Consider the following 18427-nt stretch of genomic DNA (forward strand, 5'->3'; position numbering starts at 1 on the left):
AGAATTATTTATTATAGTATCCGGAGATATATGGCTAATAAAAATCATGAATTGGATAAGCCGATAATTGAAGCGGCAAAACAAGAATTCTTAAAGAACGGATTTCAAGAAACCTCTATCAATATAATTGCCCAAAAAGCGGGAGTTACAACAGGAGCAATATATACTCGTTATAAAGGCAAAGATGAACTTTTTTGCAGCCTTATGGAAGATTTTTTTAAATCGATAAATGACACAAGATTAAAAAACAAATCATCATATATGAACTATTATACGGATAAAAATTTTAATAATTTTATTAAGAGTATATTAAAAGAAACAGCCGACTATATAGATATTTTGTTTAATTATTATGACGAATGTAAACTATTATTATGCTGCAGTAACGGCAGTTCTATAGAAAAAAAGCTTCATAAGATAATAAACAATAAAATAACTGAAACAAAACAATTTATCAAAAAAAATACATCTTCAAATATCAGTGATGTACAATTAGATTTTGTAGAATTAGTGATGCAGCAGCAACTCAATGCATACTCGATGATCATAAAAAAAGGATATGGTAAAGAAGAAACTATTGAGTATATAAAAACAATGGGAGAATTTATTGCTGCAGGTTGGAAAAAGATTTTCAAAAATCTTTTAAAATAAGGAATCATAGGTATGGACGATATAAATGAGGAACTTAAACCTATTTTAGATTTTAAAATCAGTTTTTCTTATAATGCAAAAAACGAAAAAGCAATAAAGGATATACGTGGAATAATACCAAAGGGAAAGTGTATTGTACTTTGCGGAGAAAGCGGCTGCGGTAAATCAACAATTTTAAGATGTTTAAATCATTTAATCCCGGAATTTTATGAAGGAATATTTGAAGGGTTTATTAAAATAGATGGGGAAGACACTGTAAACAAAACAATCGGAGAAGTAGGAAATAAAATTTCATCGGTTTTTCAAGACCCCAGAAGTCAGTTTTTTTCTTTAGAAAGTGATATTGAAATTGCTTTCGGCTTAGAAAACAAGGGCATAAATTCAAACGAGATAAAAAAAAGAGTCGATAATGCTTTTTTAAAATTCGGATTAGAATATTTAAGAAATAGAGAGGTGTTTAAACTCTCAAGCGGAGAACGCCAACTTATTGCAATAATGGCAGCATGGGCTATGAACTCCGATATTATTTTACTGGACGAACCCACTGCAAATTTGGACTATACGGCAATAAAAAAATTAACGGAACTTTTATTACTCTTAAAGAATGAAGGCAAGACTCTTATTATAAGTGAACACAGGCTATATTATCTGCATGATTTAGCTGATGAATACTGGCTTATAAAAAACGGTTATATTTTTGAAAAATATGATAAAGATATATTTTTAAAACTCTCACAAAACGATTTAAAAAATATCGGTTTAAGAGTTAATGACATAAATCAAATAGAACTGCCGCCCAAAAAAGAGGAATTTTATAATCAAGAAAATGTATTGGAAGTTAAAAACATTTCTTTTAAATACGGCAAAAAAAGAATCCTTAATGATATATCTTTTAAACTTAATTCTAATGAAATTACCTGTATTATAGGACAAAACGGTGCAGGAAAAACAACATTAGGAAAATGCTTGTGCGGTTTATTAAAACCTACACAAGGAAAAATATATCTTAATGGAAAGGCTATGAAATATGATGATTTATATCGAAACAGTCTTTTTATAATGCAGGAATCTGAATTCCAATTTTTTACAAATTCGGTAATCGGAGAACTTAAATACGGTATAGACAGTTCCAAATACGATGAGATAGAACCCTTATTAAAAGAATTTGACATGTGGAATCTTAGAAATAGACACCCTTTTTCGCTTTCAGGAGGACAAATGCAAAAACTTACATTGATGACAGCATATTTATCAAGCAAAAAACTGATTATTTTAGATGAACCCACCTCAGGACTTGATAAATGGAGTATGGATTTATGTGTAAAGCTCATCGATAAAATGAAAAAAGGAAAAATTGTTTTATTGATAAGTCATGATTTGGAATTCATTGCAGCCGTTGCCGAACAATATTTTAAAATAGAAGACGGCAAAATACAACAAACATGCAAGCTAAAAGATATAAAAACTCTTATAACAATATTAGACAACGGCTCTTCCCAACACAGTGAAATCAAATTAAAAAAAGACAAACCATTAGATCCGCGAGTCAGCCTGTTCTTTTTAGGTCTTTGTATGTTTTCAATCGGAATAGATAATAAGGTCCTAATTCAAACATACAGCTTATTTTTATTAATATTTTCGCTTATCAACAAAAGATATAAAACTTTTTTTATATATTTAATTGTTTTATGTCTTATTTACGGACTTGAAATACTATTTCCCAATACAGCCACCATATTTATGGCAAATCTATTGCCGAGGTATATTTTAATATTTATGATCTTCCCTGTTCTTCTTGGAGGAAGAGGAGCAACCAATATGCTGGCAGGTTTAAGAAAAATCAGAGTACCGGAAAGGCTGATACTGATTCTTTCCGTTTCATTTCGATTTTTTCCGGTACTCAACAATGATTTTAAATTACTAAAACAATCAATAAAGAACAGAAAAAATTACGAAGAAAAAAACATATTAAAAAAAGTTTTTCTGCATTGCGAAGCTCTTATTACCTCAATTATATTTAGAGTAATAAGAATAGCAGAAACATTATCCGCTTCTGCAGAAACAAGGGGCATAAGTATGAAAAATAAAAAAACTTCATATATTGGATTGAAATTCGGAGTACAAGATTATTTTGTGATGATAGTCTTAGCTTCAGTTTCAGTTATAAGTATATTTTTAAAATAAAAAGGAGATTCAAGATGAACAACGGCAAATTAAAAGTAAAGGACGTTATCACAGTTACATTATTATCATTATGCAATATTTTGATATTTTCATTGGGTACATTTATGTATGCGACACCAATCACCATTCTTTTAACGCCCGTACTATACTCCCTATTACAAGGAGTAGTTTTTTATGTTATTGGAGTAAAGGTAAAAAAAAGAGGAGCATTTATAATCTATTCTTTTATTCAAGGCATTATTTCATTTTATCCGCCTTATATTTTAATGTTTATCCTCTCCGGTTTAATAGCCGAATTATTACTCTATAAAAAAGGATATGGAAATTTAAAGTATATCGGAATAAGCTATGTAATTCAACAAGCACTTGCATCTATAGGGAGTGTAATTTATCCTTATACAATTGCATTAAATAAAACTCTGGATAAGATGAGCGAACAAGAACTGATAGGAAATATTACAAAAGCAGGAAAATTAATTTCTTCATGGGGAGCACTGATTTTATTAATTTTAGTAATTTTTTCTGCAATAATCGGAGCTTATATAGGACAAAAAATAGTAAAAAAACATATTTTAGAAAAATCCATTGATTAGTAAAGAGTGAAAAAATGAAATCTGAAAAAAATTACAGCTTTTTTAAAGAGATGAAAGAATTTATAAAACCATATAAGAAAAAATATTTTTTATCCGTTTTATTAAGTTCATTTTCCGTGTTATGTGAATTATTATCTTATTCTTTTATAGGCATAATAGCAGCCATATCTTTAGAGGAGCAAGCGATAAAAATACATTGATTGCTTTAGTCTTAGTAATAATATGCAAAACAGCAAATGTGATTTTTTTAAATTTTTCTACGCTCATATCACACAAGACGGCATATTTAACACTAAAAGATATAAGATGTGCAGTTTGCGATAAATTTATTAGAGTACCCATGGGATATTTTGATAAAAACTCCAGCACATTTATTACCGGAAATGACGGCAAATCTAATTATACCGGCAGCGATGATTATTTGGCTCAGTATCATTAATATTAAACTGACAGGAATAATCATGCTTTGGATTATAAATGGAATTTATAAAGGATTGGGAACTCTCAACTGCTTGAAAAATTAAAACTTATAATATAAAATACCAAATGAAGAGGATATTATAAACAGTTTGACATAAATTCGACCTCACTATTTATCTATAATTTATAGGATGTTAATATGGCAAAATTACAAAAAGAACCGATTGTAGTAAATCAAAAAATAATTAAAGAAAAAATTTACACTATACGAGGACAAAAGGTGATGCTTGACTTCCACCTTGCTGAAATATATGGATATGAAACAAAAAGGTTTAATGAGCAAGTCAAAAGAAATATCGAGAAATTCGAAGATGATTTTATGTTTCAATTAACCAATGAAGAAGTACAGATACTTTCAAGGTCGCATTTTGCGACCTTGAACAAAATAACGGGAAGAGGAAGCAATATCAAATATAATCCTTATGCCTTTACGGAACAAGGTATTTATATGCTTATGACAGTATTAAAAGGAGACCTTGCAATAAAACAAAGCAAGGCTTTAATAAGAATGTTTAAGCAAATGAAAGACTATCTAATTGAAAACCAAGATTTTATAAGCTCTAAGGAACTGGCACAAATAGCAATACAAACAAATCAAAACACTAAAAATATATCTGAAATAAAATCACAAATGGCTACGAAAGAAGAGCTAAAAAAGGTCATGGATAATTTTATCGATCCCGATACCTATAAACACTTTTTGATTATGGACGGAAAGAAAATAGAAGCTGATATAGCCTATCAAAAAATATATAAATCGGCTAAGCATACTGTTTACGTAGTGGATAACTACATAGGATTAAAAACTTTAGAATTATTAAGAGAAGCAAAGGAAAGTATCACTATAAAAATTTTTACTGATAATATTAAACATCGTACTATGTTGACTACTTCAATTTTAAAGGATTTTAAAATTGAGTATCCTAATATTTCTCTTTCCTTTCAAAAGACAAAGGGTAAATATCATGATAGATATATTGCAATAGATTATAACACAAAAAATGAAGCAATATATCATTGCGGAGGTTCTTCAAAAGATGCAGGTAATAAAATTACAAGTATTTTGAAGATTGATGATACAGTACTTTATCATCCGATGTTTGATGAATTATTATTAAATCCGATATTAAAGATATAGGCAATGTTAAGGTATATTGTAAAAGTGAACTTACAGACGACATAGAATGGAAAAAACCGTATCTTTTCGGTAAAGGTTTATGACAAAATAGGCTTAATCGTAGAAGGAACTCATGAACGCTTTATTGTCAACAATGAAAAATTTCAAAAAAGCAAATGAAAAGATACAGTAACTATTAAGGAGAAAACACATTTGGATATAAAAAAATTTTGGAAAGCAATTGCGGAACAAGATGCTGAAAAAATACGTTCTTATTTTAATAAAACTGCAACTATCAGATGGCATAATACAAATGAACAATTTACTTTAGAAGAATTTATCAAAGCTAATTGTGAATATCCCGGCAAATGGGAGGCAGAAGTTGAGAGGATCGAAAAAATAGATAATCTAATCATTACTGCCGTAAAAGTATTCAACAACGATACATCGGTTCACGCAACATCCTTTATAAAAATTGAAGATGATAAGATTGTTTCAATGGATGAATATTGGGGAGATGACGGCAAGCCTCCGCAATGGAGACTTGAAATGAAAATAGGAACTGCGATAAAACTATTATAATTTATACATGCTTGAAAATTATTCTCATCAATTGTTCTTAAGTTAATCATCGAATCTTACTATATATTCAAAACACGTATTTGTCAAGACAAGGTTTTATCGTCCGCATGAAAACTTAAAGCACTTCGCAAGTTGAACATACTTACATCATCGATTTTCATTCGTAATATATTTATGATACTGTATTTTCCCCTTACTCATGTATATAATGGTATCAGCGACTTCTGCGGTAAACTCGATGTCATGTGTGATGACAATAATAGTTTTTCCTTTTTCTGCAAGATACCGGAACAAATCAGCAATGATTTTCATGTGGAACCCATCAAGCCCGCTGGTAGGCTCATCAAAGACAATAATATCCCGTCCGCTCAGATAAGCTATTCCAATAAGCAATCTTTGTTTTTGCCCTCCTGAAAGAACCTGAGGATTTGTATCAAGGGAAATTTTTAAATGTAGTTCATCAAGGCAGGCTTTTATTTTTTCATCGGTAAGCCTTTTATTTCCGATTTGAAATTCGTTTCTTATGGAGTAACCGTATAGCTGATAATCTATGTCCTGTCCTACAAAAAAGGTTCTTTGTAATCGCTCTTTTTTCTTTACCGGTGCCGTATCGATATACATACCACCTTCCGTTTGCTTGTATAAACCGGTAATGATTTTGCAAAGACTGCTTTTCCCCGCCCCGTTTTCTCCTACAATAACATGAACCTTTCCGCTTTCTAAATTGAGGTCAACAGTTTCTAATATGCGATAACAATTTTTTATATAAACAATCCCTTTGCAAGCAGCGAAAGAATTATCCCCATTAACCTTTTTATCTACATTTATTTTAGGTAAATTAAATTGCCTCAGTCCAAGGTTTCTCAAATCAAAATTATTTAAAGAATGTATTTCATGCTTTGACATGTCTTTTATAATTTGTCCGTCTTTCATTATAATTAAGCGATCTATTAATTTTTTTAAATAATGTAAACGGTGTTCGGAAATAACAACCGTACAGCCTTTTTCTTTGACTCTTTTTAAAAATTCGGCTAATCCACTTGTCGCCGCACTATCTAAATTCGCAGAGGGTTCATCTAACACGAAGCCTTTAGGTTGTGTACAAAATACGGAGCCTATTGCAACTTTTTGCTTTTCTCCGCTTGAAAGATACATCATATCAGTATCTAAAATCTTTTCTATTTCGAGCTCCCTTGCGGCTTCTTCAAGCTTATTCTTCATCAAAACCCTATCTTCACAAGCATTTTCCATAGCAATGACTAATTCATCTTTCACTTTTCTTGCTAAAAATTGACTTCGCGGATCTTGAAACACAGAGCCCCAATATTTTGAAAGCTCACCAATGCTCATATTCTTGGCATCTTTACCATATAACTCATATCTTCCCTGTACCGTACCGGAATAAAAATGCGGGCACAGTCCGTTTAATACACGTATAAGGGTCGTTTTTCCGCAGCCTGAAAGACCGGTAATGACAACAAACTCACCTTGATTGACTTTTATATTTATATTATTCAAAATCTGTGTTCTACCGTCATAGGAAAAAGAATAATTTTGCAGTTCTACCGCCATTTCCAACCCCATTTTATTTCTATAATTTTTAGGCAGATAAAACCGGCTAATAACATTACCAATGCAACGCTATCCTTTTTTGTCCACCGAACTTCCGAAAAACTGACAATAGCATTGTTCACCTCAATTCCGCGAGTAAGTGCTGCCGCTGTTATTTCATCCGAAATACGCACGGTTCTGATAAGCAGCGGTATCAATGTTAAATAAAAATTTTTTGGTAAGTGAAAAACCGTGTTTAATAGCGATATTCCTATTCCCCTAAACTTTAAGGCACCTCGTATCGCTTTTAATTCATACTTAATCGTGGGTAAAAATCGTAATAACACAATAACTGAAATACCGAACCCTTTCGGTAAATGCAGCCGATGAAAAACTTCGAGAAGCATTCCCGGAGGTCTATCCGAAATTCCCGACACAAGAGAAAGCGGGATTAAAAGATGCCTTGTAACGGCTGCGAATAGCCATAAGGTTTGAAGTTTTGTTATTCCGACCGTAAGGTGAGAAAACAAAAAGAGCAGCAAAAAAATTAAAACAAAGGTGAATGCCTTTTTGTATTCTCTTTGAACTAAAATAAAAACTATGGAAACAGCAAACGCTGCTATAAAAGTAATTTCATTTTTATAGGTCAAAAAGGCTATACTGCCGGCAACGGCAAGAAAGAGGTTTACTCTTATATCGGGAATATATTTTTTGTTTTCTGCCGGCATACCTTATTTTTCTACCATTCCGCCGGAAATAAAATATCTATTCAATACTCGATACCCGATTTGCGTACCCGCAATGGAGCCGATAGCAGTAAGAAGCATACCGATGCCTATATTTTCAGCACTATAAACTGCGAATATCGAATCAATATATTCTTGTGTCAATCCATTTGCCTGTAATCCTGCAATCATCGCATCTTTTTGCAAAAAAATAAGCACATTGGGAGCCAGCATTATTATCAAACCGAACAGTGTATACGCAATAGTTGCTTTTATTTTATTCTTATAGCCGTTGTTCCACAGGATAAGTTCCATAACCAAGCCTGCACCGGCTATCATTGCACTGATGATAATCATACTGTTTACAAAAAAATAGTACACGGCAAAAATAAACGAGAATATAAAAGCCGTTCCCAATTTAGGAGCCTTTGCTATCATCAAACAATAAATGATGCCGCATAATACCCCATCGATTCCGCCTACAAACCAAATAACAAATTTTAGATTTGTTATAAACGGCATTAATACTACCGTTTGTATGCCGATCATAATGGCGGTAAGCAATGTAATAAGGACAATATCCTTTAATCCGATTTTCTTATTCATTTGTATTCCTCCAGAAGCTCTATAATGAAATTTTCCATTCTTTTGATTTATTTTGTAGATACCACAGCCGTGCGTACAGGCCTTGCTTTTCCAACAGTTCGGAGTGCCTGCCTTCTTCCACAATGCAGCCCTTATCCAAGACGATAATCTTGTCAGCGTTCTTTATGGTTTTTAAGCGATGGGCAATCATGATGACGGTTTTATCTTTAACCAGGTTTGATATAGCTTTTTGAACCAGTACTTCATTTTTTGAGTCTAAGCTCGAAGTAGGCTCATCAAGTAATAAAATCGGTGCGTTTTTAAGAATTGCTCTGGCAATTGAAATCCTTTGCTTTTCACCGCCCGATAAGGTAGAACCGCCTTCACCTACAATGGTGTTATATCCTTCAGGCAGTTTTTCTATAAACTCATGACAGCCTGCTAGTTTGGAAGCGCGAATCATATCTTCTTCCGTTGCGTTTTTGTTTCCGAACATAATGTTTTCTCTTATGGTGTCATGGAAAAGATAGACCTCTTGCAGTACCATTGAAATATGTTTAAGCCACTGATCGGGACTTATTTCGTTGAGTGAAACACCGCCGATTTTTATACTTCCCGACTTTACATCCCAAAACCGTGCGATAAGTTTTAATATGGTGGATTTTCCTCCGCCGCTCGGTCCCACAATGGCGGTAAGCGAGTTTTTCTTAAAAGTGCAGGATATATCATCAATAACATTTTTTTCTGGTAAATATGAAAAACCCGTATGCGCAAACTCAATATCGCCCAAATCTTTTACTTGTATTGACTTTTCGCCGCCTAATTCTTTTTTCTTCATAACATTGTCGATTCTTGTTGCACTGACATACTGCATTCTAAGAACGGCGGTATATCGAATCCATGTAAGAAGCGGACTTATAATTTTGGTGCCGATAATAATGATACTTAAAAATTCGGTTAAGCCTATTTCGCCGCCGACAATAAGATAGGTTCCGGCAAAACACATAAGCGGAAGACCTGCCCGTGCAAATGTTAAGGCAAAACCTAAAAAGGAGCCGCCCAATGTTTCTCCCCTTATGCTGATATCTTTTAGGTTTTTGTAGGCATCTTCAAGCTTGGAAAAACCCTTTCCTATTTGATTGTAGCTCCTAAGAATTTTCATACCGGAAAGATATTCATTGAGCGCTTCTGCAGTATTATCTTTTGCCGTTCTTGAGCTTACAATTAAGTTTCCCAATACCTTAAAAGAAATTAAAATAATAATTGCGGAAATCGGGAGTGCAATATAAAAGACAAGCGCCATTTTCCAATTAAACCAAAACATAAAAACCGATGTTAAGATGCAGGAAAAAACAACACCGAACAATCCCGTAAAAGTGCCGACCATACCCTGCTCAATAGCTAAAAAATCTCCGGTAAATGTATTGATAAGTTCTCCGGAACGGGTTTTAGAAAAAAAACCGAGCGGTAATCTTTTTAATTTTTGAATAAAGTCTTTTTTGTTCTGTGCAGAGTTGCGGGCACCGGGAAGAAAGGTTTTTAAAAAGGTAACCGTACTGACCGTCAACTGCAAAAGGAAAAAACCTGCAAGCCAGAGGGCTATATTCCAATATCCCTTATCAAAGATGATTGCAGGATTGTTAAAATATGTAATAAAAAGATTAATTGCAAAATAAACCGCTACTGCCGGAAAACCGACGGTAAAGCCTTCCAAAAAATACCATATCACCGGTTCCGTCATTTGTTTGGGATGCCCCATTGTAAATTTTCTTATAAGTTCTTTCATTACAGTTCACCTCCCTTGCTTGCTATTTCCCATGTTTCCGCTTCAAACTGTAAATTCCACAGCGTTTTATATGCTCCGTCTTTTTCCATAAGGCTTTTGTGCGTGCCTTCTTCTATGATTTTTCCTTCTCTTAAAACGATAATCTTATCCGCATCCATAATGCTTTTCAGCCGGTGCGCAATGACAATGACCGTTTTATCTTTGATAAGATTTCTAATTGCTTCCTGTATCAAGTTTTCATTTTCCGCATCGGTATAGGCCAAGGCTTCGTCCAAAATAACTATTTTAGAATCTTTTAAAAAAGCCCGTGCTATCGAAATTCGTTGAGCTTCTCCGCCTGACAGCTTTATATTCCCCGAACCGATCAGGGTGTCATATTTATCGGGAAGGTTCATGATAAAATCGTGGCATCTCGCTTTTTTAGCCGCTTCGATTATTGTTTCATCGGAGCATTTTTTATTCATCGAAATATTGTTTCGTACCGTATCAGAAAAGATATGAGTGTCCTGGAAAACAAAGGCGATTTTTTCCATTAAGTCTTCCGTATCAAAGCTCTTTATATCCTTTCCTCCGATCTTTATACTTCCTTCATGCACATCCCAAAAGCGCAAAAGCAACTGCCCTATGGTGGATTTTCCGCTTCCCGATTCTCCGACCAAAGCAGTCATCTCATTTTCATTACAAGTAAATGAAACGGTATCAAGAGCTTGCTTCCGTAAGGGGTCTGCCTCACTTTGATACGAAAATGAAACCGAATCAAAATACACTGATGCCCCCTTTTCTTTTTCCTCATTATTTTTTGCTTTAAAAACGGGCTCATTTAAAATACCGTCTATCTGCGCAAGACCTGCTTTTGCAAAATTGATTTGATTTGCATAATCTATACAGGTTAAAAGCGGGTCGTACAGTGCAGGCACGATAATCAATGCCATAATAACCGATAAAACCGTATCTCCTAAAGGATTTTTAAAAATCAAAAAACCGCCGACCGGAACGACAAAGCTAAGAAGAGATAGGATAATACTTTTATACATGCTCATAAAAAAAGCGGATCTTTTATAATTGGTTATTTCCCAGTCAAGACATCCGTCAAGGCTGTGCTCCAAATTTTTTGATATGCCGCCTGCCCGTCCAAACAGTTTTACTTCCGCCATTCCTTTTACATACTCTGAAAAATGACCGGTAATATCTGCCGAAAGTTTCATATAGTTTGCATATCTTTCTTTTGCTTTTTCTCCGCCAAAAATCAAAGCCTGAAAGAAAAAGGCAAGCACCACCGAAATGAGCACCGTAATTGCCATAAGCCAATTAAGATAGGCAATTCCTAATAAGAGTAACGCCAGCACAACAAAGGAGCCCGTCAAATCAGGCAGCATGTGAGCGATAACCCCTTCTAATTTTTCGATATTTTCATCCATTATTTTTTGAATGGAGCCGCTTGTGTTTTTGGAAAAAAAACCGAGCGGTAATTTTCCTAAATGTTCCATCAGCTTAATTCGATACCTATATAAAATTTTAAACGCCACCCTATGGCAGCCCAAACTGCCTAAAAATGAAAAAATTAAATTACATAAAACGGCAGCACCTGCAACCATTATCCAAAAGAAAACACCGTCCCTTTCTCCGCCGGTTAAAAATATTTTGCCTATAAAATATACCGATATATATGGAACGGCATTGCATAACATTCCTACCGTAGATAAAAAAATGCTTGCAATAAGAAACGGTTTTCCTTTATTTGAATAATAAAAAACACTGTCGAATATTCCTTTTGATTTTTTATTCACAAAATGCTCCATTTCAAAAAACTCGGTTAGTCATCGCTAACTTATTTTACTACCTTATTCTAGCTGTTATAAGAATTTTTGTCAATAAGAATTTCTTCAAATAAGAAAGAAAATATAAAAATACTTGACTTTTTAAGTCAAATATACTATTATAATCTTCAAATAGAACAGAAAAACTTTAAAAAGAGAAGAGGTAAACATGCGTACGGTTGAAGATTATTGGGAGGACTTTGAACATTTCGGCTTTATCAAGCATTTAAAAGATGGAAGAAGGGATTATATATTGGATGAAGAAAAAGGCTCGGGCGGTTTTTCCATCTTGGGAGATACCGAAACGGCTGTGGCGACTATTTCCGATTGTACACTGTACCGGCCTCTTGTTATCAAGGCGGATAATGTAAATGAAAGAATTATCGAACTTGGGCAATATTACACAGGGCTCGCCTCTTATTATGAAAAAAAAGAAAAGTCTTGCGAATTTGAATACGGGCTTAATGCCTATGTCAATACTTTTAGTTTTTACGGATATAAGAGGATTGAACCTCATGTACGGTTTATCAATATAGGTTTCGGCTTTCGGGAAAAGTTTTTTTCTTCTTTACCTATCACATTGGAAGAGGATTTTTTTGAAAGAGCTGCATGCGTACTTAATCCTGAGCCGATTGTCATTCCGAAAATAACCGCAATTTGCAACAGCCTTAAAGAATGTACATTGGAAGGAGGCGCGTTAAAGCTCTATATTCAAGGTAAATGTTTGGAAGTTTTTTCTCCTCTGTACGATTATATTTATAAAGCAAAACCGGCAATAAATGTGCACCTTTCTCAAAAAGACAAGGCCGTCCTTAAAGAAGTAAAAACTTTTATAGAAGAACACTTTGCAGATCATGTTACGATTGCCGAACTTGCCAAAAAGTTTGCCATCAATCAACAAAAACTGGTAACCGGTTTTAAAGATTGTTTTAACACAACGATAAACGGATACACTCAAAAAATAAGAATGACAAAGGCCCTCGAACTCCTTTATGATGATACCTTATCCATTATAGAAATAGCACAAGCGGTCGGCTATTACGGAGACGGTTATTTTCAAAAAGCCTTTAAGGAAACCTACGGCATTACTCCAAGCCGGATGCGGAGGGATTTGTAATTTGATTTTTATACATACTATCCTCCATAGGCGGAATAGATTTTCATTCCTCTTTTCCATACTAGTGCACAAAAAACAGCAAGCAGCGTTATCCAGCCTAAACTTTTACATAAGGAAATAAAAGCGGTGCATAGCGGAACATCATCGAGTAAAAGGCTTACCGGAATATGAGAAATAAAGGCAAAGGGTAAGTTCTTTAAAAGACTAAACACCGATTCGGGTAAAAGGACAAGCGGAAAAATAATACCGGCGGAAATATTTTTAAGTACCCGTATCGATGTATAGAGTGAAGAAACACGCGAAAAATTAAAACTATAGAGTGCTATCAAAAAATCGATTAAAAAATTGATGAGATAACCTGCAATCAAAAAGAGCACAAAAAATAAAGCCTTCCATAATGATAGTGTAAACACAAAATATCTTTGCAGCAAAAAATATAAAACCGTAATCGGAACTGCATTCATAACAATGAAAATAAAACGATGAGGCAAATCGGAAGCAAGTTGATACAGCGCATAATTATACGGTTTTATAAGATACTGATTGAGTGTGCCGAGCCTTATATCATCGGAAATTTTAAATACGGAAACCGTTGAAGTAATATTGTAGGTTATCAAAGTCAAAAAGTAATACGATACTATACCGTCTGCTTTAAAAGGTATATCTTTACTTTGATAACTGACGGCAAGCCATAACAATACATTAACTGTAAAAGGAAACAGTGAAAATAAAAATCCGGAAATAAAATTAACTCGATATTCCAATTGATTCGCCAAACTTATTTTAAAAACTTTGTAATAGGAGCTCATAGTATGTCCTCAGTCGATGTATACAATCTTCTGATAACATCTTCCATCGAAATATTTTCAATGGTAATATCACTTAACTCTTCAATAAAATCATTGGAAATATTTTTTAATATATCCAAACTCGCAGTTGAGTCCGCAGAAATTTTAACCGTATCTTCTGCAGTTTTTTCTGCAAAAAAACTACCTTTTTCTTGCAAGGTTTTTATAATTTTATCCGCTTTCAATAATTTTAATTTTAATATAAAATATTTTTTATTTAAAAATTTATTTTTAAAGTTAATAAAAGAATCTGAATATATTTTTTCTCCCTTATTTATTAAAATCAACTCCGTACAAAGGGAAACAATATCGTTAAAATTATGACTTGTCAGTATGAGGCTTGCATGATATTTATTGCAATAATGTTTTAGAAAATCCCTTATGTTATATTGCGTAATTATATCAAGGCCTATAGTCGGTTCATCAAGAAAAATAAGTTTCGGTTTGTGAATTAAAGCCGCTATCAATTCCATTTTCATTCTCTCTCCTAAAGACAGTCTTCTCACCTGAACATTCACCTGTTTTTGTACGCCGAGTATTTCAATCATTGTGTGCAGCGTTTTTTTGTAATCGGCATCTTCAACCTCGTAAATGGTTTTATTAAGCTCAAAGGAATCAACGGCAGGCAAGTCCCACCAGAGCTGACTCTTGTTTCCCATCACCATCGAAATTTGCCTGAGGTATTCTTTTTTCTTTTCAAAAGGATTGTACTGTAAGACGGTAAGGCTTCCTTCTGTCGGCAATATCAACCCGGATAACATTTTAAGTGTTGTCGTTTTGCCTGCACCGTTTAAACCGATTAAGCCCGTTATCGAACCTTGAGCAATTTCAAAGGAAAGATTTTTAACCGCAGGTTTATATAGTTTTTTACGTTTAAACAAATTTTTAATACTGCCTTTAAGTCCCGCATCTTTTTGATAATATGCATAGCTTTTGCAGATATTTTCTGCAACAATAATTTTTTCGTTATTAACTGCCCGATCCGACATAACGCCTTACTCCTTTTTTAAAAATAAAATTCGATAATAAAAAAAATATAAAACTTGCCGCAAAAGAATATAGAATATAACCAATGGATAAGTCTTTAACGGCAAACAAAATAGGAAAATTAAAACATACAAACAGCGGAATGACAAAGATAAGAATTTTTTGAAGCAGCCGCGGATATATCTGCATAGGTTTATTTCCGATGGTAATCAGCTCGGAACCTATGCCCATAACAATATCCATCCGCATAAACCAAAAAGCCAAACTCATCAATATAAACATAATCGAATAAATCAAAAAAAAGCCGTTCAACGAAAGTAAAATATACAGTAATAATTTTAAAGGAGTCATCCGTATATTCAGTTTTATAAGACAATACATCAAACCGGTAATATTTATGATAATATTTTTTATCTGCGGAATGTCGAACTCATTAAATGAAATGTTAAAACGCTGATTCAATGGTTTTAATAATATAAAATCCAAGGTGCCGGTATTGATCATTTCTGGCAATCTTTTTAATCCAGGCACTATCAAAAAAGTAAAAACGGAATCCATAAGTCCCCCTTGAAAGGTCAGCATCAACATTCGGTACTTATCCCAGCCGTTTACCGTTTCGGTATGAATAAAAATCGTATCGATAAAAATGAGATACATAAAGAGCCATACGAGTTCAAAGGTTCCGCCGCTTATAAAATTGAACTTATATTCCATTAAGTTCATAAGAGAACCTTTAAAATAGGCTTTTAATATTAAAAGATATTTTTTCATCGCACTGTATCCGTCCAAAAATAATCTATACCAAATACATTATCACAGGACGGCGACAGCTATATGTCGTAATTAGTAAAAAAAATTTTAGCTGTTTTTATAAGCTCTTCTTTATAATCTTTAGGAGAAACGACGGTTACAGCATCTCCGAAGCTAAGGAGTAAGGCCTTCCATAGCCGCTCTTTTGCAGGAACATGAATATGGGTTTTACATTTGTGAGAAGAAAGTTTTTCGATAACGGAGTCAGGAAAATACTCTTCGATGAGCGGAATTTCTTTTTCGGAAAAAATGATTTCTATATTGATGCAAGTTTTATAATATGCTAACTCGGCTTCTTTCATCTTTTGTTGTATATCGCCGTGTCTTATAAATGATCTTTCTTTTGAGAGGACTAGGTTTTGCATCCGAGCAACCTTAAAGGTTCGATACTCTTTTGTTTTTTTAAGGTATGCAAACAAATACCATGCATACCATTTATAATGAATTGCAAGGGGCTCCGCACAAACATGCGAACTTTTTCCTTCGGAATTGCGGTAATCGAAAACCATATAGTTCTTACCGCCGATAGCTTTTTCCAAAAGCATATTGGAATCTTGCACCTTTTTATTTTCTTTTGTAACGCTAAAATCCCAAAAGACTTTTTGCCCGCCCTCTTTTTCGATAATGGCATTATATTTTTCGATTAAGGAATTGAGCTTGTCATTTGTATATGAAGTTGCAAGACTTTCCAAAGCGCTTATAATAATTTGCTGTTCGCTGTTTTTGATGTTGATGTTCTTTATTTTATAATTTTCCAAAACGGCATAGCCGCCGTACCTTCCGCCCAAGGTATATACGGGTATACCGGCTTCGGCTATGCTTACCATATCACGCTGAATAGTCCTGACCGACACATCAAAATACTCTGCCAAATATTTTGCGGAAACCTTTTCATGGTTCAATAAGTATATAATTATTTCGAGAATCCGTTCAAGTTTCATTTTTTTAATAGTCGGCATTTTCAGTCTTGTAGTTTAACTAAGCCGGAAAAACAAACGCCATCCTAATCTGCAATTTTGTTTTATAGGGAATTTTCTCTCAAAATTATCAAATATCAAATGCGGAACCTTGACAAATTAGACTTAATATACTAGAATTACACTTATGGTAAATCGAATTTCAAACGGCTTGCAGTTTAATTTTTCTAAAAAACCAAATTTAATTTTGAAGAAAGTAGCGAAAAATGTTAGCCTGAGTTTACCCCCCCCCCATTTTCTCTATTAGTTCCAATATCTCTAATCGATAGATTTTTATCTTATTTTTGCTCTCACATTAAAGAATTCTTTTTTCTGAATGGAATTTATATATCTTTCAACAAATATCTTAAGGATCAAAGTTTTTCCTCACTAATAAATGCTAAGTCGGCTAAAACATGTTTGATTGATCTGTCTGAAAATATACAGGTAACGGAACCAATCGGCATTTTAGATAAAAAATTAAATTGCAATAAAGATTGCAAGAAGGAAGGTCGAAAGATGAAACAAAAAAGATTAGTTTCAATGATTGGTGCATTAGTTGTAATAATTAGTGCAGTGGTTTTAATTACAGGTTGCCCAACCGGACAAGAACCGAAAAATGAGCAAGAAGAGCAATGGAAACCTGGTGAAAAAGCTTTTTTTGATATTACATACGATTTAACAGACTGCACATACAACGGTTCGGAAAGTTATAACAATTGGCAATTAAAAAAACAAACTATAAAAGCAGGAGCGGAAATAACACTCGCCCAAGACGGCAGTGAAAGCAGTTCAGGGGGTGAATGGAAACTGGAATATGTAAAACACAAAGACGGAAAATATATTAAAGGATGGAGTAAGAATAAAGCCGGCAATACAAAAGACTATGACTTTGGTCAAAAAATAAAACCGACCGGTGATATGACACTGTATCCTGCCGTATCAAAATATGGGATAGGAGATGTTATTGACGGTAAAACAATTATCTATGTTAGAAATGGGATAAAGGATAAAATACAAACTAAATTTTTAGGAAATGGTGAATATACCGAATATAATGTAGTAGGTACAAATTGGAGGTATATAGCGGCGGATGTTGATGCCGGAAAGAATTCCGAGAAAAAGCAATGGAGTTCATCAGCAAAAAATATAATTACGTCAAACGGCATCGGAGGCGGTAAAGAAAATACGGAAAAAATACTAGCAGGATATGCAACTGATACTGTAGCAAATAATGCTGCAAAATACTGTCAAAGCATAAGCCCAAACGGGTATTTGCCGTCAGAAGCTGAAGCATTTCTTATATTTCATGCAATACGTAATAAAAAGATAACGGGACTTCCAACTTTTTCACAAACAACAAATATAGGAGGCTCATTCTCTGGGAAAACAGCATATTTTTGGACATCGACACAATCAGACACGTCTAAAGCGTATGTTATAAATTTAGTCAAAGATGAGTTGCTTTATAGCGGAAAAGGAGAAGAAGCGAAAACAAATGTAAAAGGTTTTGTTTGTCCCATTGTTTACTATGATGATGATGGAAAGGTTGTAAAATAAACTTCAACATACTATATTACGCATACTTTTAGTATGTATAATATAGTATGACCTTTGAATGGGTAATACTAAACTGGA

Annotated in this window: 19 protein-coding genes; 10 read left to right on the forward strand and 9 right to left on the reverse strand. The window is 33.7% G+C overall.

Annotated elements, in window-relative coordinates; all coding sequences use genetic code 11:
- Positions 1-30: 30 nt before the first annotated feature.
- The 8 genes from E4N78_RS08510 to E4N78_RS08540 all read left to right on the forward strand — a co-directional run bounded on the left by E4N78_RS08510 (position 31) and on the right by E4N78_RS08540 (position 5607).
- A complete protein-coding gene (locus E4N78_RS08510) occupies positions 31-651 on the forward strand; it encodes a TetR/AcrR family transcriptional regulator (RefSeq protein WP_255810129.1) in 621 nt (206 codons plus the stop codon).
- A 12-nt stretch (positions 652-663) separates the two neighbouring features.
- A complete protein-coding gene (locus E4N78_RS08515) occupies positions 664-2835 on the forward strand; it encodes an ATP-binding cassette domain-containing protein (RefSeq protein ID WP_255810130.1) in 2172 nt (723 codons plus the stop codon).
- Between the two features lie 14 nt (positions 2836-2849).
- Positions 2850-3428, forward strand: coding sequence for an MptD family putative ECF transporter S component (locus tag E4N78_RS08520; protein ID WP_010697107.1), 579 nt, complete (start codon positions 2850-2852; stop codon positions 3426-3428).
- Positions 3429-3442: 14 nt separating this feature from the next.
- On the forward strand, positions 3443-3628 hold the full coding sequence (locus tag E4N78_RS08525; RefSeq protein ID WP_255810131.1) for a hypothetical protein: 186 nt from the start codon (positions 3443-3445) through the stop codon (positions 3626-3628).
- Between the two features lie 38 nt (positions 3629-3666).
- A complete protein-coding gene (locus E4N78_RS08530; protein WP_255810132.1) occupies positions 3667-3867 on the forward strand; it encodes a hypothetical protein in 201 nt (66 codons plus the stop codon).
- A 180-nt stretch (positions 3868-4047) separates the two neighbouring features.
- Positions 4048-5046 (forward strand): ORF6N domain-containing protein, encoded by a 999-nt coding sequence (locus tag E4N78_RS08535; protein WP_255810133.1) that lies wholly within the window; start codon positions 4048-4050, stop codon positions 5044-5046.
- Between the two features lie 60 nt (positions 5047-5106).
- Complete coding sequence (locus tag E4N78_RS13920; protein ID WP_436411318.1) at positions 5107-5205, forward strand: thioesterase, FlK family; 99 nt, start codon at positions 5107-5109, stop codon at positions 5203-5205.
- Positions 5206-5238: 33 nt separating this feature from the next.
- A complete protein-coding gene (locus tag E4N78_RS08540) occupies positions 5239-5607 on the forward strand; it encodes a nuclear transport factor 2 family protein (RefSeq protein WP_255810135.1) in 369 nt (122 codons plus the stop codon).
- Positions 5608-5754: 147 nt separating this feature from the next.
- Here the strand turns inward: E4N78_RS08540 and E4N78_RS08545 are convergent, their stop codons facing one another.
- From E4N78_RS08545 to E4N78_RS08565, 5 genes are read right to left on the reverse strand one after another with little or no spacing between them, the layout of a single operon-like run.
- On the reverse strand, positions 5755-7179 hold the full coding sequence (locus E4N78_RS08545) for an ABC transporter ATP-binding protein (protein WP_002677302.1): 1425 nt from the start codon (positions 7177-7179) through the stop codon (positions 5755-5757).
- Entirely contained in the window at positions 7170-7886 is a 717-nt protein-coding gene (locus tag E4N78_RS08550; RefSeq protein WP_255810138.1) for an energy-coupling factor transporter transmembrane component T family protein, read from the reverse strand. The genes E4N78_RS08545 and E4N78_RS08550 overlap by 10 nt, the downstream gene beginning before the upstream one ends.
- Before the next feature lie 3 nt (positions 7887-7889).
- On the reverse strand, positions 7890-8489 hold the full coding sequence (locus E4N78_RS08555) for an MptD family putative ECF transporter S component (RefSeq protein WP_255810140.1): 600 nt from the start codon (positions 8487-8489) through the stop codon (positions 7890-7892).
- 19 nt (positions 8490-8508) lie between these two features.
- Positions 8509-10254 (reverse strand): ABC transporter ATP-binding protein, encoded by a 1746-nt coding sequence (locus E4N78_RS08560; protein ID WP_255810142.1) that lies wholly within the window; start codon positions 10252-10254, stop codon positions 8509-8511.
- Positions 10254-12041 carry an ABC transporter ATP-binding protein gene (locus E4N78_RS08565; RefSeq protein ID WP_255810143.1) on the reverse strand — a complete coding sequence of 596 codons (1788 nt, stop codon included), beginning with the start codon at positions 12039-12041 and terminating at the stop codon, positions 10254-10256. The genes E4N78_RS08560 and E4N78_RS08565 overlap by 1 nt, the downstream gene beginning before the upstream one ends.
- A gap of 199 nt (positions 12042-12240) precedes the next feature.
- On the opposite strand from E4N78_RS08565, the gene E4N78_RS08570 reads away from it, so the two are divergent.
- Positions 12241-13188, forward strand: a complete 948-nt coding sequence (locus E4N78_RS08570; RefSeq protein ID WP_255810144.1) for a helix-turn-helix domain-containing protein — start codon at positions 12241-12243, stop codon at positions 13186-13188.
- Positions 13189-13205: 17 nt separating this feature from the next.
- Here E4N78_RS08570 and E4N78_RS08575 read toward each other — a convergent pair whose 3' ends face one another.
- The 4 genes from E4N78_RS08575 to E4N78_RS08590 are packed head-to-tail and all read right to left on the reverse strand — an operon-like array spanning position 13206 to position 16774.
- Positions 13206-13997, reverse strand: a complete 792-nt coding sequence (locus tag E4N78_RS08575) for an ABC transporter permease (RefSeq protein ID WP_370644893.1) — start codon at positions 13995-13997, stop codon at positions 13206-13208.
- On the reverse strand, positions 13994-15025 hold the full coding sequence (locus E4N78_RS08580) for an ABC transporter ATP-binding protein (RefSeq protein WP_255810146.1): 1032 nt from the start codon (positions 15023-15025) through the stop codon (positions 13994-13996). Before E4N78_RS08580 ends, E4N78_RS08575 begins: the two co-directional genes overlap by 4 nt.
- Complete coding sequence (locus E4N78_RS08585; RefSeq protein WP_255810147.1) at positions 15006-15794, reverse strand: ABC transporter permease; 789 nt, start codon at positions 15792-15794, stop codon at positions 15006-15008. The genes E4N78_RS08580 and E4N78_RS08585 overlap by 20 nt, the downstream gene beginning before the upstream one ends.
- A gap of 59 nt (positions 15795-15853) precedes the next feature.
- Positions 15854-16774: a helix-turn-helix transcriptional regulator gene (locus E4N78_RS08590; protein WP_370645035.1), complete on the reverse strand. Its 921-nt coding sequence runs from the start codon at positions 16772-16774 to the stop codon at positions 15854-15856.
- 534 nt (positions 16775-17308) lie between these two features.
- Here E4N78_RS08590 and E4N78_RS08595 point away from each other — a divergent pair.
- Positions 17309-18349: a hypothetical protein gene (locus E4N78_RS08595; protein ID WP_255810149.1), complete on the forward strand. Its 1041-nt coding sequence runs from the start codon at positions 17309-17311 to the stop codon at positions 18347-18349.
- The last annotated feature ends 78 nt before the right edge of the window (positions 18350-18427 follow it).

This window comes from Treponema denticola (assembly GCF_024400535.1).
GTDB classification, from domain to species: Bacteria; Spirochaetota; Spirochaetia; order Treponematales; family Treponemataceae; genus Treponema_B; species Treponema_B denticola_C.

Bases quoted from the DNA above. Each gene is read 5' to 3' on its own strand.
- E4N78_RS08585 (WP_255810147.1), bottom strand. From the start codon at position 15,794: ATGAAAAAATATCTTTTAATATTAAAAGCCTATTTTAAAGGTTCTCTT.
- E4N78_RS08515 (WP_255810130.1), top strand. From the start codon at position 664: ATGGACGATATAAATGAGGAACTTAAACCTATTTTAGATTTTAAAATC.
- E4N78_RS08520 (WP_010697107.1), top strand. From the start codon at position 2,850: ATGAACAACGGCAAATTAAAAGTAAAGGACGTTATCACAGTTACATTA.
- E4N78_RS08510 (WP_255810129.1), top strand. From the start codon at position 31: ATGGCTAATAAAAATCATGAATTGGATAAGCCGATAATTGAAGCGGCA.
- E4N78_RS08570 (WP_255810144.1), top strand. From the start codon at position 12,241: ATGCGTACGGTTGAAGATTATTGGGAGGACTTTGAACATTTCGGCTTT.
- E4N78_RS08595 (WP_255810149.1), top strand. From the start codon at position 17,309: ATGAAACAAAAAAGATTAGTTTCAATGATTGGTGCATTAGTTGTAATA.
- E4N78_RS08535 (WP_255810133.1), top strand. From the start codon at position 4,048: ATGGCAAAATTACAAAAAGAACCGATTGTAGTAAATCAAAAAATAATT.
- E4N78_RS08560 (WP_255810142.1), bottom strand. From the start codon at position 10,254: ATGAAAGAACTTATAAGAAAATTTACAATGGGGCATCCCAAACAAATG.
- E4N78_RS08545 (WP_002677302.1), bottom strand. From the start codon at position 7,179: ATGGCGGTAGAACTGCAAAATTATTCTTTTTCCTATGACGGTAGAACA.
- E4N78_RS08575 (WP_370644893.1), bottom strand. From the start codon at position 13,997: ATGAGCTCCTATTACAAAGTTTTTAAAATAAGTTTGGCGAATCAATTG.
- E4N78_RS08550 (WP_255810138.1), bottom strand. From the start codon at position 7,886: ATGCCGGCAGAAAACAAAAAATATATTCCCGATATAAGAGTAAACCTC.
- E4N78_RS08525 (WP_255810131.1), top strand. From the start codon at position 3,443: ATGAAATCTGAAAAAAATTACAGCTTTTTTAAAGAGATGAAAGAATTT.
- E4N78_RS08590 (WP_370645035.1), bottom strand. From the start codon at position 16,774: ATGAAACTTGAACGGATTCTCGAAATAATTATATACTTATTGAACCAT.
- E4N78_RS08555 (WP_255810140.1), bottom strand. From the start codon at position 8,489: ATGAATAAGAAAATCGGATTAAAGGATATTGTCCTTATTACATTGCTT.
- E4N78_RS08580 (WP_255810146.1), bottom strand. From the start codon at position 15,025: ATGTCGGATCGGGCAGTTAATAACGAAAAAATTATTGTTGCAGAAAAT.